Here is a 16,611-nt window from a genome sequence, read left to right as displayed (position 1 = left end):
GGATCGCTCCGCTCTGGCCCACGGTCTGGTGCTGGGGCTATAGAGCAACGGCACCCTGTTCCGGCCCGATGGACCCCCGCGCGGATCTCACCAGCCACTTTCTCCAGCTCGCCAGCGGTAACTGGGTCACCAAGATGATCCACGTGGCTGCCGAACTGGAGCTCGCCGACCATCTGGCCGCCGCCAACCCCGAGGGCCTGACCGCCGAGGAGCTCGCCGCCCAATGCGGCGCCGATGCCGATGCCCTGTTCCGGCTGCTGCGGGGCCTGGCCAGCCTGGGCCTGTTCGCCGAAACCGAGCCGCGCTCCTTCGTGCTCACCCCCCTGGCCGACCTGCTGCGCAGCGACCATCCCGCCTCCCAGCGCCAGTTCGTTCGCATGCTCGGCGGTGAGCACTACGACGCCTGGGCCGACCTGCTCCACAGCGTGCGCACCGGCGAGAGCGCCTTCCGCCACCATTACGGCGAACCCGTCTTCCCCTGGTACGGCCACAATCCCGAGCGCGGCGCCATCTTCGACGGCGCCATGACCGACTTCTCCCGCGTGGAGACCCAGGGCCTGCTGGCGGCCTACGACTTCAGCGCCATCACCCACCTGGTCGACGTGGGCGGTGGCTGGGGTCAGCTGCTGCAGGCGGTGCTGCGCCACCACGGGCACCTGCGCGGCACCCTGTTTGATCAACCCTCCGTGGTGGAGCCGGTGGTGGTTGCGCCGGAGCTGGAGGGGCGCTTCCAGGTCGCTTCCGGCGATTTCTTCCACTCCGTGCCAGCCGGAGCCGATGCCTACCTGCTCAAGCACATCCTCCACGACTGGGGCGATGACGCCTGCCTCACGATCCTGGGCCACATCCGCGCCGGCCTCGCCCCCGGCGGCCGGGTGCTGATCCTCGAGCAGGTGATTCCGCCGGGCAACGATCCGGCCCCCGCCAAGATGCTCGACCTGAACATGCTCGTGATGACCGAAGGCGGCCGCGAGCGCACCCCCGGCGAGTACGCCCAGCTGCTGGAGCGGGCCGGCCTGCGTCTCGAGGCGATCACCGCCACACCCTCGCCGATCAGCGTGGTGGAGGCGGTGCTGGGCTGAAGCTGCCAAAGTTGTGCGATGACCGCCAGCTTCCCGTGGGTCCGGGCGCGCCTGTCGCGCCGCATCGCCTTCTGGATCTTCCTCAATTTCCTTGTGGTGGAGGCGATCGTGCTGGTGCCGTCGGTGCTGCGCCAGGCCGAGCGGCTGGGCCTGCAGCTGCGGGAGGTCACCAGCGCCAAGATCCAGTGGCTGGTCACCATGCAGGCGCCAGGAAGTCCTGAGGCGCTCCTGCAGGAGGTGAAACGGCTGCAGGGGCCCACCATGGTGGCCGATCTGAAAGGTGCGGCGCTCTACCGCGCCTCCACCGGTGAGCTCCTGGGGGGCTTCGGTTCTAAACCCAGCCTCCGCTCGGCTGCGGCTGCCGATGCTTCGTTGCAGGGGCGCTGGTTTCCCGGCGAGAACGCCTACGACGGCCTCTGGAGACCCCAGGTTCTGCGGGGCAACGACCTGGTGCTGATCGTGCGGCACAACGATGCCGCCCTGCGCCAGGGCCTGCTGATCTACGTGCGCAACATCGTGCTGATCGTGCTGGGCATCGCCAGCGTTCTCACCCTGATCACGATGGTGGTGATGCAGCGCCTCGTGATCGGCCGGGTGCTGCTGCTGCATGATCACCTGCTCCGATCCGGCACCGCCTTTGAGCAGGGGATGCCAGCCGATCCAGACAGCTTCCTGATCCCGGTCGCCGCCTCACGTCGCGCCGATGAACTCACCGACGTGATCGAGGCTTTCAACCGTTCCTACCAGCGCACCAGTGGCGAGATGGAGCGGCGGATCGCAGCGGAGGCCTCCGCCCAGGCCGAGCGGGACCGCTCCGAGTCGCTGTTGCTCAACATCCTGCCGGCGCCGATCGCTGAGCAGATGAAGCGTGGCAGCCACACGATCGCCGAAACCCACGCCGATGTGACGGTGCTGTTCGCCGACATCGTGGGGTTCACCGCTCTTTCCTCCCGGATTGATGGCGACGCCCTGGTGGTGCTGCTCAACCGCGTCTTCTCGAGCTTCGACGACCTGAGCGAGCGCCACGGGCTCGAGAAGATCAAGACGATCGGCGACAGCTACATGGTGGTGGGTGGCCTGCCGACCGCACTCGACCACCACGCCGAGGCCGTGGCGGAGATGGCCCTGGCGATGCAGGCGGCGATCGCCCAGGTCGAGGCTCCGGTGGCAGGGTCGCTCGCTCTCCGCATCGGGATCCACAGCGGGCCCGTGGTGGCCGGCGTGATCGGGCGCCGCAAGTTCATCTACGACCTCTGGGGCGAGACCGTGAACGTGGCCAGCCGCATGGAATCGAACGGGGAGCCGGGCCGGATCCAGATCAGTCAAGCCACCTGCCGCAAGCTGGCCGGCTCCTATGCCACCGAACGTCGCGGCCAGGTGCCGATCAAGGGCGTGGGGGAGATGACCACGTACTGGCTGCAGGGCCGACTTGCGTCGTAGTCGCTTCAGCCGCTTGAGCCGTTTCAGCCGCCGAGGTAGGCCATCTCTGCCGGAGTGGCTCGGCCCGCGGTCGTGCCAACGGCCTCCCTACGGTCTTCGCTGTAGCGATCCTGCCGCTGTTGCCAGAGTGCCCCGATCGCAGCCCGCAGTCCCGCCGCATCCGCTGATGCTCCTGTGGCCGGCCGGAGCCAGGGTTTGAGGTCGCTGCCGCCGCTGGCGAACAGGCAGGTGTAGGCCACGCCGTCGGAGGTGACCCGCAGGCGATTGCAGTCGCCGCAGAAGGGGGCACTGATCGAGGCCACCACCGCCACATGCAGCGGCGCGGCGCCGGCTGAAGACCCTGGGCTGTCGAGGTAGCGCCAGCGGCTGGCGGTGCCCTGGGCGGGACGCCCCACCGGTTGCAGCGGCCAGTGGGCTCCGATGCGCCGCACCATCTCGGCGGCGCTGAGCACCTGCTGCGGGACCCAGCCGTTGCGGTTGCCCACATCCATGAATTCGATCAGGCGCAACTCCACCCCCCGCTGACGCGCCAGGGCCGCCAGCGGGATCAGCTGGTCGTCGTTGCGGCCGCGGGCGATCACCGCGTTGAGCTTCAGCTCCCCCCGGGCCGGATCGAAGCCGGCGGCGCGGGCATGCTCGATCGCCTCCAGCACCCGCTGCAGCAGCCGCTCCCCCCGTGCCACCTCGGCCTCTGCAGGCGGGGCGGTGCTGGCCAGACCGGCCATCCGGGCCACGCTGGCGCCATCGGTGCCATCAAGGCTGAGCGTGATCCGATCCAGCCCGGCCTGCCGCAGCGCCCTGGCCCGTTCCGCCGTGAGCAGCGCCCCGTTGCTGGTCAGGGCGATCTCGCGCAGCTGGCTGCCCTGGCCGCGGTTGCCTTGTCCGCTGGCGGCACCACCTTTCAGCGGCTGCAGGCTGCTGATCAGCTCCTCGAGCGGTGCATAGAGCAGTGGCTCCCCGCCCGTGAGCCGCAGCGAGGAGAAGCCCAGCCCGGCGGCGGTTTCGATCAGCTGCCGCCGTTCCGCCAGGGTCAGCAGCTCGGGCGGATCCCGATCGTCCGGACAGCAGTAGGGACAGGCCAGGTTGCAGCGGGCCGTGAGCGACAGCCGCAGCACCCCCGGCGCGCGGTGGTGGCGATCGAGCAGAGGGACTGGGGGGTCTGAGGCGGCAGGGTCCACGCGGGCATCAGCCCTTGAGGCTTCGGCTCCGCCCAGCCTGCCGGGTTCCGCCTTGGGCTGGCGAGTCACGGCCCGGCTGCCTTGTCCGGTCGTGCGGCTGGCCCGTCGTGTGGCCAGTCGTGCGGATGGTTGCAGTTCCTCAGCTGGGAGGGCTCCAGCCTCACCGGCAGCACCGGCTGGCGATCCAGCCAGCCCTGCAGGCGGCGATGGCCCAGTGCCAGCCAATCCTCCAGATCGCGGCGCACGGTTGGCGTGTTCGGGTAGACCCCCAGCAGGGGCTGCAGGCGCTGGCCGTCGTGGGCGAGGCAGAACTGGTGGGGGTGTTGGTCTGCGGCTTCGAGCAGCTGCCGCAGGCTCTGGGTCTCCAGCCAGGGCATGTCCACTGGCATCAGCAGCAGGATTGCGTCGTCCGGGTGCCGGTGCATCAGCCGCGCCAGGGCCCGCAGCGGCCCTCGCCAGGGGGGTGGTTCCTCGAAGCAATCCAAGGGCACGCCCAGGGGCTGCGCCAACCCTGCGGCCAGGGCCAGGTGGGACGAATGGCGGCTGCAGAGGGTGATCGGCTGCTCCAGGGCGGCCAGCCGCCGCAGCCCCCGCTCCAGCCAGGGGCCGCCGGCCGGATGGGGCAACAGGGCCTTGTCGCGGCCCATGCGGTGGCTGTCACCACCGCTCAGCAGGCAGCTGCGCAGCAAGGATCAGCACTGCTCAGCCGGTGGATTTCGGCAGTAGCTGTTGCTTGCGAGGATCACGCTGCCGTCCACAATCGTCAGAGGTCTGGTCATCACATTCGCTGATCAGATGGCTTGAGAATGCCAAGGAGGGTGGCTGAACCCTGGCTGAGTGACACATCTCAGTCGCAAGACTCACGCGACAGCCAGCTGCGGGTTGTGCTGGCGAGTCGGTCGTGATCGTGGTGGCAGCTCAACCTTGGAGAACCAAGTCCGAGCCTGCTTGTGCTGTGCCTTGCGGCTTGGGATGCAGGGCTCCAGCTCCTGCAGTGGGATCGATAGCCAGGCCATCAACCTGACGGTGGCATCGGCGACGACCATCTGCAGAGCACCCAGGCCGATGCGCAGAAAGCTCATGCCGCGCCTCCAGTGCGGATCCACCTGTCGCCTGAGGCCCGCCAGGCTGAGGGCATAGCCCTGCAGACACCCTGCCAGCACAGCGATGGCGACCACCAGCAGCAGCCGATCAATCCGCTGCGGGTCCCGCAGGCCGCTGTCAGCCAGCTGGAACACCCCGGACTTCTGATCGCGGAACAGCTGTTCGCAGCAGAAGCGCCGTCCGTAGCTCCAGACCAGATCCAGGCTCGGTTCTGCGTTGCTGATCAGGTACCAGGGCTCTTCCACTGGCAGGCCGGTGGGATGGGCCAGCACCAGGTTGGCTGTGTGAGATCCGTCAGCCCAGAGCCGCACGTTCCGGAAGCCACGGCATTGCCCGCGGCGTAGCCGCAACCGCCGCACCTGACAGCCCAGAGGCGCTGCGGTGCCGTGGATCTCGGTGTCGCGGGGCAGGCGCATCACATAGGTCCAGCCGGGTTGGTTCTCCAGCCAGCCCAGCAGTTCAGCGCAGGGAAAGGCCCGATCGGCCAGCAGCGTGATGGCTCCGAATCCAGCCAGGAGCCGATCCACCTTCTCCAGCAAGCCGATCGACACCGCCGCGCTGACGCTGGCGCTGGGATGCTCCAGGGTTTGCCACAGCAGCGGAATGGCCCGGCCGTGGCAGACGACCGAGACCACCACCACGCAGATGCGGTTCCAGAGCATGGTGGTATCGAGAGCCAGATGCAAGGCTTGGCCTGGGTTCTGCCAGCCCTGGATCGCCCAGAGGATCAGCGGGCCATAGAGGCTCTCGGCATCAATTCGGCTGTTGGCCAGCCAGCGCTGACAACGCCGCTGCCAGCTGGCCGCCAGGCAACGCCCCAGCGGCAGGCGCGTCTTCCAGTGATCAAAACAGACCGTTTGACTCAGCAGCAACCCGGCCACCATCCAGCCCAGGAGCACCAGATGCCGCTGGTCGCGAGCCGGGCAGTGTTGACGGAGAAAGCCGGTGAGCTCACAGTGGAGCCGGGCGTGGGAATCCACGAGGGATTGGCTTGGTGTGACAACCCCAACCTCTCACGGCTCCCTGCCCACCTAATCAACTGAGACCCGTTCTGTTGCAACGGGTCTCGGACTTGTGTCGGGCAGCCAGGGCTGAACCATTGCTCTGTCTTCCTGGTCTGTCTTCCTGGATCGATACAAGCAGCGATGCAGTCCGGCATGAAGGCTGCTCGATGACCATCCGTAACTGTGGCTACATCGCGGGTTTGGTGTGAGCTGGTCTAATGCCTGAGCGGTTGGCATGGTGCGCCGCTCAAAGGCTCCGCCCGATTTTCGAGAGGTGAGGGTCGCCATCTTGATTTCACATGCTTGCCGAACTCTGGTCACTCCAGGGCAGATATAAGACACTGCATCTCACCTGGTTTGCCTTTTTCCTTACTTTCGTTGTCTGGTTCAACCTTGCACCCCTGGCCACCACGGTCAAGGCCGAATTTGGGCTCAGCGTTCCTCAGATCCGCACCCTGGCGATTTGCAACGTTGCCCTGACAGTGCCCGCCCGCATTCTGATTGGAATGCTGCTCGACAAGTTTGGACCCCGAATTACCTACTCCACGTTGTTGGTGTTTTCGGCGATCCCCTGTCTGATGTTTGCGGCCGCTCAGGATTTCAACCAGCTGGTTGTGGCCCGCTTGTTGCTTTCTATCGTGGGCGCCGGGTTTGTGATCGGCATCCGAATGGTGGCTGAATGGTTTCCCCCCAAGGAGATTGGCGTTGCCGAAGGGATTTATGGCGGCTGGGGAAATTTCGGCTCGGCTTTCTCTGCCTTGACCCTGGTGATCGTGGCCGGCTGGCTGTCATTCTCCGGCGGTTTTGAAGTGGATGGTGCTGTTCTGAACTGGCGAGGTGCAATTGCTTTGACGGGCATCATTTCGGCCGTCTATGGATTGATTTATTATTTTAATGTAACCGATACGCCCCCCGGAAAAACCTATCAAAAGCCCCTTAAGACTGCTGGTCTCGAGGTGACATCGATCAAGGATTTCTGGGGTCTGATCGGCATGAATGTGCCGTTCGCGGCGATCCTGGCGGTGCTGGCCTGGCGCCTCCAGAAAGTGAAGTTCCTTGATGCGGGTGGATATACGATTGCCCTGCTCCTGGTGCTGGTTTTCTTTGTCTTCCAGACTTGGGGCATTATCCGCACCAACAAGGCCCTGATCCTGGGTCAACGCACCTACGACAAGGACGATCGCTATCAGTTCAAGCAGGTGGCGATCCTGGAGCTCACCTATATCGTCAATTTCGGGTCTGAGCTGGCGGTGGTGTCGATGCTTCCCACCTTCTTTGAAACCACCTTTGACCTTCCCAAGGCAACGGCGGGCATCCTGGCCTCCGCTTTTGCCTTCGTGAACCTGATCGCCCGACCTGGCGGCGGCCTGCTGTCCGACAAGCTCGGTTCACGCAAGTCGACCATGGGATTTCTCACCATCGGCCTGGGTATCGGCTATCTGGTGATGAGCATGATCAAGCCCGGCACTTTCACCGGCAATGCTGGCATTGCCCTGGCCCTGGTGCTCACGATGGCCTGCTCGTTCTTTGTGCAGGCTGGCGAAGGCTCCACCTTTGCCATGGTGCCTCTGGTCAAGCGCCGGGTCACCGGCCAGATCGCTGGCATGGTCGGGGCTTACGGCAATGTGGGGGCCGTGGCTTACCTCACGATCTACAGCCTGCTGCCCGTCTGGATGGGTGGCGCTTCGGCGGAGCCTTCGCCTGAAGTGATTGCTGCTTCCAACAGTGCCTTCTTCCAGATCCTGGGAGTGGCTGGCTTGATCGTGGGCTTCATGTGTTACTTCTTCCTCAATGAACCCAAGGGCTCCTTCGCTGATCAGCATGAGGGTGAAGCCGTTGCTGCCGCCTCTCCCGTGGGCTGATTGCCCGCTGTTTTGAGGCCTGGTTCTCCACCACGACCGTCGACATCAGGCAGGCCGATGGCCTGCCTTTTCCATTGTGATCGTTGTCTGTTCATGGTTGATTCCGCTGCCTCCTCCCTGCGCTCCCAGTGCCCCTATTGCGGAGTTGGGTGCGGGCTTGAGCTGATGCCGCCGGCCTCGAAAGGCAAGCCAACCCGTCGAGGTGACGATGGCCTGCCGGTCTGGGGTGCCCGGGGCGATCGGCAGCATCCCTCCAGTCTCGGACAGGTCTGCGTCAAGGGAGCTACGGTCTGCGACACGCTGGATGGGGGAAGGCAGCTGCAGCCCCTCTATCGCGCCAGCCTGGATGATCCGTTGGCGCCGATCTCGTGGGATCTGGCCTTGGAGCGGATTGTGCACCAGATCAAGGCGAGTCTGGCTGGCAAGGGGGCAGACGCGATCGCCATGTATGGCTCCGGCCAGTTTCACACCGAGGACTACTACCTCGCCCAGAAACTGTTGAAGGGGGCGATCGGGACCAACAATTTTGATGCCAATTCACGCCTGTGCATGAGTTCGGCTGTTGCCGGCTATGCCCGCAGCCTGGGCTCTGATGGCCCGCCCTGCAGTTATGACGACCTTGACCACTGCGGCGTCGCCTTTCTGATCGGCACCAACATGGCGGAGTGCCATCCGGTGCTGTTCCAACGTCTGCTCAAGCGCAAACGGCGCCAGCCTGGATCCCTGCAGCTGGTGGTGGTGGATCCGCGCGCCACCGCCACCGCTGCCGCCGCCGATCTGCATCTGCCGATTCGCCCGGGCACCGATCTCGTGCTGCTGCACGGAATTGGCCATCTGCTGTTGCGGCAGGCATGGATCAATTTTGAGTTCATCGAGGGGGAAACCGAGGGGTTTGCGGCCTATGCGCAGTTGATCCAGGCCTGGACTCCCGATCGGGTGACGCGGATCTGTGGCATCACCGAGGAGCAGTTGCAGGCTGTGGCCTCCCTGTGGGGTGGTGACGGTCCGGTGCTCAGCCTCTGGTCCATGGGCGTCAACCAGAGCGTCGAAGGCACTGCCACCGTGGCGGGGATCATCAACCTGCATCTGATCACCGGTCAGATCGGCCGTGTCGGCGCCGGACCGTTCTCGCTCACGGGACAGCCCAATGCGATGGGGGGGAGGGAGGCCGGTGGCCTCTCCCATCTCCTGCCCGGCTATCGCACGGTCGCGGATCCTCTGCATCGCCGGGCGGTGGAGCAGGTCTGGGGGTTCCAGCCTGGTGCGATCAGCCCCGCCCCCGGGCTCACGGCCTGGCAGCAGGTGGAAGCGATGGAGGCGGGCGAACTCGATCTCTGGTGGGTCGCCGCCACCAATCCGTTGGTGAGCCTGCCCAATCTTGAACGGGTCAAGGCGGCGCTGCCGCGTTGTCCCCTGGTGGTGGTGAGCGAGGCCTATGCGGAGACGGAAACAGCTCAGTACGCCCATCTGATCCTGCCCGCTGCCCAGTGGAGCGAGAAGGAGGGTGCCATGACCAACTCCGAGCGACGGGTCACCCTCTGCCCCTGCTTCCGCCCCGCTCCCGGCCAGGCGCGTGCCGATTGGCAGGTGTTTGCCGAGGTGGGTCGCCGCCTTGGTTTTGTGGATCAGTTCACCTATGCCTCAGCCGCCGAGGTCTATGCCGAGTTCGTGCAGCTCACCGCCGGTCGTCTTTGCGATGTCTCCGGTCTGAGCCACGATCTTCTCCGTCTGGAGGGGCCCCAGCAGTGGCCCTTTCCGATCGGCACCGAGCCCACCACCGAAGCCCGGCGGCTGTACACCGATTGGCGCTTCGCGACCCCCAGTGGGCGCGCCCGCCTGATCGCTGAGCAGCCGATGGGGCTGGCGGAGCCCCCCAGCGAGGCCTATCCCCTGGTACTCACGGTGGGGCGCTACCTCGGCCACTGGCACACCATGACCCGCACGGCCCGTGTTCCCCGGCTCACGGCGATGCATCCCGAACCCCTGCTGGAAATCCATCCCGACGATGCCGAATCCCTGGGCCTGGAGAGCGGAGCTCTGGCCTCGATCAGCTCACGCCGGGCCAGCATCACCGCCAGGGTCGACATCACCGAACGGATTCGGCCAGGCACGGTTTTTCTGCCGATGCACTGGGGATTCATGCAGGAGCAGGCCTGTGAAGTGAATGCCCTGTTGCATGAGCAGGCCTGCCCGATCTCGAAGCAGCCTGAACTCAAGGCAGCGGCGGTGTGTGTGCGGCGGCGCAGTCGCGAGCAGCTTCAGGGGAAGACTTCCGCCAGCGCAGCCGCCAGGTTGTGATGGTCGTGCCCGGGGCGGGCCAGCTTGCAGAGGGCGAAGCGCTCCAGTTCTGACAGGGCAAGCCAGCACTCCGGGCTGAGGCTGTATCCCAGTTCGGCGGCGGCCGTCGTTGCCGCCACGGGCGGTTCACCTCCCTGCTGCCAGGGTTCCTGGCTGGCGATCGGCAGGTCTGTGGCTTCGCCATCCGGCAGGTCCCGGGTGCGCTGCTTCAGATGGGTGGCCAGGGCCCGGAGTGCCTCGGCATCGTCGCCCCAGAGCACCAGCTCCTGCCGCTCCGCTTCGGGCATCGCCAGCCAGTGGCTGAGGCGAAGTTTGATGCCGGCCAGATCAAGTTTGCGCCTCACACAGAGAGGGATGCAGCGCCAGTTGCCGACGAAGTCGTGCTCAAAATCAAAGCAATGGCTGCCCTGACTGGCCTGGTCAGGACGCATCGGCCCTCCACTGGATCAGACGCTGCAGCTGGGTCAGACCGGCGCCGCTGTTCACCAGGTTCCGGGCCATGGCCAGGCCACGCTCGAGATCGGCCTGCACCCCCGCCAGAGAGAGATAGACGCCTGCATTCCAGATCAGAGCCGTTGTCAGCGGGCCCTGTCCGCCCAGGGCCGCCAGCGCCTGTTGGCTCCAGCTGTCCAGCTCGAGCCAGGGCACATCGTTGTCGTAGCAGCCATGGTCACGGGGATGGAGGATCATCCGTACGATCTGGTCACCCCGCGCACGGGCGGTGATGCAGGCCCGGCTGATCGGCAGGTCTGTGCTGCCTTCCAGGCCTTTCACGGTGATCACCTCCTCCTCTCCCGCCAGATCCAGTGCTTTCCATGCCCGCGATTCGGTGGGGGGATGCACGAAGCCGCTCACCAGGAGATGGGGACCGCGGTGGGCGGTCCAGAGCAGTTCGAGGCTGGCGACGGGTGGGCGCTTCCCCAGATCTTCCCGAATCTCGGTGAGCCGCTCCGCCAGGGGGAAATGATCGGGCTGATGGATCAGGGCCAACCGCTGCTGAGTGAGCCCCTCCTGAACGGTGGCCAGCGGCAGGTGCAGCAGATCGAGGCCCAGGGAGGCGAACAGTTCCATGGCCGTCACCCCGTATTTGACCGGCATCCGGCTTCCGCCCTGCAGCACCACCGGCAGGCCGGCGGCAGCCAGCACCAGGCTGGTCAGCGGGTAGATCGGCGCTGTGCGGGTGCGGCCATCAAAGGGCATGCCGAAGCTGACCGCTCGCTCGGTGGTGTGGAGGGCGGGGCCGAGGTCCCTGTAGAGATCCAGCATGCCGGCGAGTTCCTGGGTCTCCGGTCGTCGAATCCGGTGGGCGATCAGGAAGGCACCGATCTGGGCTGGACTGGCCAGGCCCCGCAGCATCAGCTCCAGAGCATCCCGCGCTTCGCTGCGGCTGAGGCCCTGGCTGGTGTGCTCACCGCTGCCGATTTTCTTGAGATAGAGCTTGAATCGCTGGCGTTCACCACTGGGCTGTCTGGCAAATGCTGCTGCGGCTTCCAGGGTGGTCGTGGGATCTGGCGCGGGATTCGAGGTGGCTGGCATCAACATGGACGGTCGGCACTGAATCCACCAGCACCAGTATTTTCCACAGCTGAATGCGGAACTGTGCGGGTTGTGGCCTGAGCCGCACGGGGCCCAAGCGCACGGTGTCAGCCCATCACTGCGAAGAAGTATCAAGCGATACTGATTCTTTCCTGAAGAGGCGAGGGGGCGATCAGGTCGATCGGTTCGGTACCAACCATTGCATCGAGGCGCGTCGTGGGCCGAGAGAGTCACCCGAACGTCCCCTGTTCCTGTGCGTCTCGCCGCTTCCTTTGGACTGTTGCTCGGTGTCCTGCATGGCTGGAGCGTTCTGGATCTGAGGGCCTCCCAGGCGGCCGCCCCCTTCGCAGGCCTCTCGGAGGCGGCGCCTCTCCAGGATTCGGGCCGCTCATACTGACGCCATTCATCAGCTTGGTTGCTGCCATGGCTGCGCCGCTGCAGGTCACCCGCGCCCAGGCCTCGCCCCTGGGGGTGGCCCTCGCCTTCCTTGGCATGTTCGTGGTGGGCTCGCTCGCTGTTCAGCTGCTGGCTTCGCTGCCGCGCTCCTCGGGAGCGGCTTCCCGGTCGGCTCCGGCGCCGGTGATTGCCCATCAGGCGACGCTCTGGCAGACCCTCGGCGAACGCTGAGTCTCGGCGGGTCGGATTCAGGGAGTGTCCCGGGCCAGCCTGGTCTGGGAGCTGGGATGGGGGCGCGGCGAGATTCCGTAGCGGTAGTGACACGAGCCCTGAAGCTTCCGCCTCAGGATGTGGCGATCGCGTGATTCGGGTACTGGCGCTGCTGTTTCGGCTGCCGTCTCCGACTACTCTTGCCGGCTGCGTATCCCTCATTGGCGCTCGCCGGCCCCACCGCTCTGCTGGATGCCGGCGTGGTGGGGCTTTCGAGGTCACGTCATCCCTCCGCCGCTTCCTGTTCCGGCGCCGTATGGGCGCGCTACTTCTTTATGCAGACCCCTCCCGTAACCGATCTGTCAGCTGAGCCCAAGCTCAGTAAACTCGAGCAGGCCAAAGCCGACTTCTGTGGCCTCGATCTGGAGCCCCAGCTTGCAGATCTCGCTCTACAGGGGTGGGAATCCCTGGATGAGGCCACCCTCACCATTCATCTCAAGTGGCTGGGCATCTTTTTCCGGCCGGTTACGCCGGGGCGCTTCATGCTGCGGCTGCGGCTGCGCAATGGTGTGATTCAGGCGGAGCAGTTGGAGGTGCTGGCCGAAGCCGTGGATCGCTGCGGCGAGCATGGCAGCGCCGACATCACCACCCGCCAGAACCTGCAGCTGCGGGGGTTGTTGTTCGAAGACATGGCCCCGCTGCTGGCGGCGATGGAGCGGGTGGGCCTCACCAGCCGTCAATCCGGCCACGACAATCCCCGCAACATCACCGGCAATCCACTGGCCGGCATTGATCCCGAGGAGGTTTTCGATACACGACCACTGGTGAGCGCGATTCAGGAGCGGCTCTTCGCTCCGGATGGTCCCCGCAACCTGCCCCGCAAGTTCAATGTGGCGGTGGGAGGGGCGCCAGACAGTTTCCTTCTGCATAACGATCTTGCCTTTCTTCCGGCCTGGAGCGGTGGGGCCAGTGGTGGTGAGCTTGGCTTCACGGTGATGGTTGGAGGCTTCTTCTCCGCCCAGCGCAATGCCCTGGCTCTCCCGCTGGGCGTGTGGCTTCCTCCGGAGCACTTGCCCACATTCACGCTTGCGGTGCTTCGCCACTTCGAGGATCAGGGCAACCGGGAGGTGCGCAACAAGAGCCGGTTGATGTATCTGATTGATGCCCTGGGGCTCGACGACTACCGCACCGCCGTGCTCGCCCGGTTCGCTGCATTCGCCGGTATCGCGGCGGCCGACACGGTGCGGCCGCACGATGGCAGCAACCTCGTCTGCCGCGCCCCGCGTGATGGTCTGGGGGTGCATGCCCAGAAGCAGGACGGCCTGCATTGGGTGGGCCTGCATGTGCCGATGGGCCGGTTCCGTGGCGCCGACCTGTTTGAGCTGGCGCGCCTGGCGTGCACCTATGGCAGCGGAGAGCTGCGTCTGACCGAAGCCCAGAACGTGCTGTTGCCGAATGTGCCGACTGACCGCCTGGAGGCGCTGCAGCAGGAGCCGCTGCTACAACGCTTCCGTCTCGATCCCGGAGCCCTGCAGGCCGAGGCGGTGAGCTGCACCGGCAATGCCTACTGCAGCTTTGCCCTGATCCCCACCAAGGGCCTGGCCCAGGATGTTCTCGATGCGCTGGAGACGAGGATCGATCTCCCTGAGGCTGTCCGCATGCACTGGACCGGTTGCCCCAACGCCTGCGGCCAGCCCTACATGGGTCAGATTGGCCTGATGGGTGCCAAGGCTCGCAAGGATGGCGAGATGGTGGAGGCCGCCAAGATCTTTCTGGGAGGTTCCATCGGCCAGGAACCGAAGCTGGCGGAGCTCCACGACAAGGGGGTCCCGCTCACCGACCTGACCGATGTGTTGGAGCAGCTGCTCCTGGAGCGCTTCGGTGCCACGCCGAAGGCTGCCTGACCGCCCCCGGCCACCAGGCAGGGCGACGCCAGCCGTGCTGCTGGCGTTGCTCCTGCCGCCAGACCCGATCGATCGCCTCCAGTGCGGCGGTGTCGTGGGGGTCCTGCCCGCCGTAGAGGAGACGGGTGAGCCGCTCAGGGTCGAATCCCATCAAGGCCGCTTCCTGCCACAGGCGGCTGCTACGGGCCGTATCGCCGAGGGCGAACTGGGCTCGATCGAGATCGCGCACCCATCGGAACAGCAATTGCCGCTCCTTGAGCGCATCCAGTCCGTCGAGCTCCGCCCCTGACGCCGAAACGCTGGCCGATTGCACCCCAACGCCGCGCTGTCGTGCCCGATCGAGCCCTGGGTCTGCGGTGGTCCGGATCATGCGATTGGCCATGGGGTCGTTCGAGCAAGCCTGCACTTGTGATAGACGCCATGGACGCCACCACCCTCTCCATCACATCAAACGTATCGATGGCTACGGTTTCTGAGCCAGGGTGGTGCCCGCCCCATCCCCGTGCCATGCCGGAGCTGTTGCCGCCACCGGGCAGTCCGGAACGCTGGCCCTGGCTTCAGCAGCTGCGCCGCCGGCCGAGTCTGGATCTTGAGCCCTGGTTGGTGGCGATTGAAACGGGCCGATTGCAGCCGGAGGCCGATCTTCTGGCCGTGTTGGCGGAACGCGTCGACGGCCAGGCCACGGTGCGCCTGCTGGCCTGGTGGTTGGCGGAGCCCAGCGCTGATCCGGAGTGCCTGTCCGTGATCGCTCGGTTGCGCCATCCCGGCTGTGCTGGGCTGCTGCGCCAGGCCCTGGCGACGGCTTCCTCCGACCGTCAGGAGCTGCTGGTGCCGCTGCTCGGCCATCAGCGGGATCCAGCTGATTTCAACCGGCTGTGCTCCCTGGCCCTCGAGCCAGGGCCGTTGCTGTTGCGCCGGGCAGCACTCGAGGGTCTGGCCCTGGGACTGCCGGCATGGCCCACCGAATCCCTGCGGCAGGTGCTGCGGAGCTGCGCCGTTGATCTCGATCCCCTCCTGGCGGGGGCAGCCGTGGACCTTCTGGCCCGGCTGCCGCACGGCCGCCGCAGCCTGTCTCGCCTCGATCCGTCGCGGCTGGACGGGGCCGTGGCCAGGCGGCGGCAGCGGCGCCTGGCCGGTCTGCGCCGCAGTGCCCTGCTGCTGGTCGTGCATGGACGGCGGGGGGGTGTGATCCCCGAGGAACTCGGCACCCTGGCCCGGGAGGTGGAGCGTCTGCGGGGCACCCCGGTGCATCTGCACGCCCTCACTGCAGACCCCTGCCCCGCGCCGGGCGACGGCGGGGACCTCACCCTGGTGCCCCTCTTCCTGCTGCCGGGCACCCATGTCCGCCACGACCTGGCTGCGGTTGCGGCCCGATGGCGAGGCCGCGGTGCCGTGGGTCGCGTGCCCTTCCTGGGGGCCTGGCCCTGCTGGCAGGAGGCCCTGCGTGAGGAGCTGGCCGAGCTGGCCGGTTCGGCTGCAGTGGGATCATCCCCTTGGCTCATCCATCACCCCATGGACGGCAAGCTGGGATCTCGGTATCTGCGGTATCTGGAGCGGAGTCTGGGGGTCCGTTGCCGGTCCGCTGTTGCCGATGGGCAGGAGCCGCTGCCGGCGATGGAGGACGGAGCGCCCGTGCTGCCGCTGGTCCTGGCCGCCAATCGGCTCACCGACAGTCTTCCGCAATGGCTCGGGCAGCCCCTGCTGCAGCGCTTCCGCTTCCGTCAGCTGCTGCTGACGCAGCTTGAGGCCCTGCCATGACCACGCCCCCCTCGCCGGGCACCGTCTATCTGGTGGGAGCTGGTCCGGGTGACCCCGAATTGCTCACCCTCAAGGCCCACCGGTTGCTGCGCTGCTGCGACGCCCTCGTCTACGACTCCCTGGTGCCGAAGGCCCTGCTGGATCTTGTGCCGGAGGGCTGCGAGCGGCAGTTCGTCGGCAAGCGCCGCGGCTACCACTCGGTGCCGCAGCCGAGCACCAATGCGGTGCTGGTGGAGCTGGCCGGTCGCCATCGCACGGTTGTGCGGCTCAAAGGGGGCGATCCCTTCCTGTTCGGCCGCGGCGGCGAGGAGGCGGCCCACCTGGCGGCGCGCGGCATCCCGGTGCAGGTGGTGCCCGGTGTCACCGCGGGGATCGCCGCACCGGCCTATGCCGGCATTCCGGTGACCCATCGCCGGGCGGGTTCGAGCGTCACCTTCGTGACCGGCCATGAGGAGATCGACAAGGCGCGCCCCGGCGTCGACTGGCAGGGGCTGGCCCGCTGCAGTGACGGCCTGGTGATCTACATGGGCCTCCATAACCTCAGCCGCATCTGCAACGAGCTGATCGCCGGTGGCCTGGCGCCCGACACCCCGGCCGCCGTGATCCAGCAGGGCACGGTGCTGGGGCAGCGGGATCTGGTGGCCCCGTTGGGCGAGCTGGCCGATCGGGTGGCGGAGCAGGGGTTCGTGTCGCCCTCGATCGTGGTGGTGGGGCAGGTGGTGGCGGAACGGGTGGCGGCCTGCGCCCCCGCGCCGGCCGATGCCGAGATGCCGATTCCCTTCTGAGCATCAGCCCCGACGCCGCTGTGTCGCTCGGGCCTCCCTTCGGCAAGACTGGTG

The 16,611-nt window shown here is 66.5% G+C and carries 14 protein-coding genes; 8 read left to right on the top strand and 6 right to left on the bottom strand.

Annotated elements, in window-relative coordinates:
- Nucleotides 1-68: 68 nt before the first annotated feature.
- The gene (locus H8F26_RS04155; RefSeq protein ID WP_197157694.1) at nucleotides 69-1,082 is read left to right on the top strand and encodes a methyltransferase; all 1,014 of its coding nucleotides are present in this window, start codon (nucleotides 69-71) and stop codon (nucleotides 1,080-1,082) included.
- A gap of 18 nt (nucleotides 1,083-1,100) precedes the next feature.
- The gene (locus H8F26_RS04150; RefSeq protein ID WP_197157692.1) at nucleotides 1,101-2,522 is read left to right on the top strand and encodes an adenylate/guanylate cyclase domain-containing protein; all 1,422 of its coding nucleotides are present in this window, start codon (nucleotides 1,101-1,103) and stop codon (nucleotides 2,520-2,522) included.
- Nucleotides 2,523-2,545: 23 nt separating this feature from the next.
- On the opposite strand, the gene H8F26_RS04145 is transcribed toward H8F26_RS04150, so the two are convergent.
- The 3 genes from H8F26_RS04145 to H8F26_RS04135 all read right to left on the bottom strand — a co-directional run bounded on the left by H8F26_RS04145 (nucleotide 2,546) and on the right by H8F26_RS04135 (nucleotide 5,784).
- A complete protein-coding gene (locus H8F26_RS04145; RefSeq protein ID WP_231605581.1) occupies nucleotides 2,546-3,667 on the bottom strand; it encodes a GTP 3',8-cyclase MoaA in 1,122 nt (373 codons plus the stop codon).
- A 98-nt stretch (nucleotides 3,668-3,765) separates the two neighbouring features.
- Nucleotides 3,766-4,389 (bottom strand): molybdenum cofactor guanylyltransferase, encoded by a 624-nt coding sequence (locus tag H8F26_RS04140; protein ID WP_231605453.1) that lies wholly within the window; start codon nucleotides 4,387-4,389, stop codon nucleotides 3,766-3,768.
- A 171-nt stretch (nucleotides 4,390-4,560) separates the two neighbouring features.
- Entirely contained in the window at nucleotides 4,561-5,784 is a 1,224-nt protein-coding gene (locus H8F26_RS04135; protein WP_197157690.1) for a transposase, read from the bottom strand.
- 323 nt (nucleotides 5,785-6,107) lie between these two features.
- Between H8F26_RS04135 and H8F26_RS04130 the strand changes: the two genes are divergently transcribed.
- Both H8F26_RS04130 and H8F26_RS04125 read left to right on the top strand, forming a co-directional pair.
- On the top strand, nucleotides 6,108-7,670 hold the full coding sequence (locus tag H8F26_RS04130) for an MFS transporter (protein ID WP_197157688.1): 1,563 nt from the start codon (nucleotides 6,108-6,110) through the stop codon (nucleotides 7,668-7,670).
- A gap of 93 nt (nucleotides 7,671-7,763) precedes the next feature.
- Nucleotides 7,764-9,968, top strand: coding sequence for a molybdopterin oxidoreductase family protein (locus tag H8F26_RS04125; protein WP_197157686.1), 2,205 nt, complete (start codon nucleotides 7,764-7,766; stop codon nucleotides 9,966-9,968).
- Here H8F26_RS04125 and H8F26_RS04120 read toward each other — a convergent pair.
- A complete protein-coding gene (locus H8F26_RS04120; protein WP_197157685.1) occupies nucleotides 9,929-10,399 on the bottom strand; it encodes a nitrate reductase associated protein in 471 nt (156 codons plus the stop codon). The two genes, H8F26_RS04125 and H8F26_RS04120, sit on opposite strands and share 40 nt — an antisense overlap.
- Entirely contained in the window at nucleotides 10,389-11,504 is a 1,116-nt protein-coding gene (locus H8F26_RS04115; protein ID WP_197157683.1) for an anthranilate phosphoribosyltransferase family protein, read from the bottom strand. Before H8F26_RS04115 ends, H8F26_RS04120 begins: the two co-directional genes overlap by 11 nt.
- Before the next feature lie 423 nt (nucleotides 11,505-11,927).
- Here H8F26_RS04115 and H8F26_RS04110 point away from each other — a divergent pair, with 423 nt between their 5' ends.
- Both H8F26_RS04110 and H8F26_RS04105 read left to right on the top strand, forming a co-directional pair.
- Nucleotides 11,928-12,131, top strand: a complete 204-nt coding sequence (locus H8F26_RS04110) for a hypothetical protein (protein WP_197157681.1) — start codon at nucleotides 11,928-11,930, stop codon at nucleotides 12,129-12,131.
- Between the two features lie 314 nt (nucleotides 12,132-12,445).
- Nucleotides 12,446-14,014: a ferredoxin--nitrite reductase gene (locus H8F26_RS04105; RefSeq protein ID WP_197158968.1), complete on the top strand. Its 1,569-nt coding sequence runs from the start codon at nucleotides 12,446-12,448 to the stop codon at nucleotides 14,012-14,014.
- Here H8F26_RS04105 and H8F26_RS04100 read toward each other — a convergent pair.
- Nucleotides 13,944-14,384 (bottom strand): hypothetical protein, encoded by a 441-nt coding sequence (locus H8F26_RS04100; RefSeq protein WP_197157679.1) that lies wholly within the window; start codon nucleotides 14,382-14,384, stop codon nucleotides 13,944-13,946. The two genes, H8F26_RS04105 and H8F26_RS04100, sit on opposite strands and share 71 nt — an antisense overlap.
- 137 nt (nucleotides 14,385-14,521) lie before the next feature.
- On the opposite strand from H8F26_RS04100, the gene H8F26_RS04095 reads away from it, so the two are divergent.
- Both H8F26_RS04095 and cobA read left to right on the top strand, forming a co-directional pair.
- Nucleotides 14,522-15,772 carry a hypothetical protein gene (locus tag H8F26_RS04095; RefSeq protein WP_197157677.1) on the top strand — a complete coding sequence of 417 codons (1,251 nt, stop codon included), beginning with the start codon at nucleotides 14,522-14,524 and terminating at the stop codon, nucleotides 15,770-15,772.
- A complete protein-coding gene (cobA, locus tag H8F26_RS04090) occupies nucleotides 15,769-16,557 on the top strand; it encodes a uroporphyrinogen-III C-methyltransferase (RefSeq protein ID WP_197157675.1) in 789 nt (262 codons plus the stop codon). The genes H8F26_RS04095 and cobA overlap by 4 nt, the downstream gene beginning before the upstream one ends.
- Nucleotides 16,558-16,611: the final 54 nt, after the last annotated feature.

The sequence above is a fragment of the Synechococcus sp. CBW1006 genome (assembly GCF_015840525.1).
GTDB lineage: Bacteria > Cyanobacteriota > Cyanobacteriia > PCC-6307 > Cyanobiaceae > CBW1002.
The sequence above is the reverse complement of the archived record's forward strand: the minus strand, read 5'-3'. Positions and strand labels throughout refer to the sequence as shown.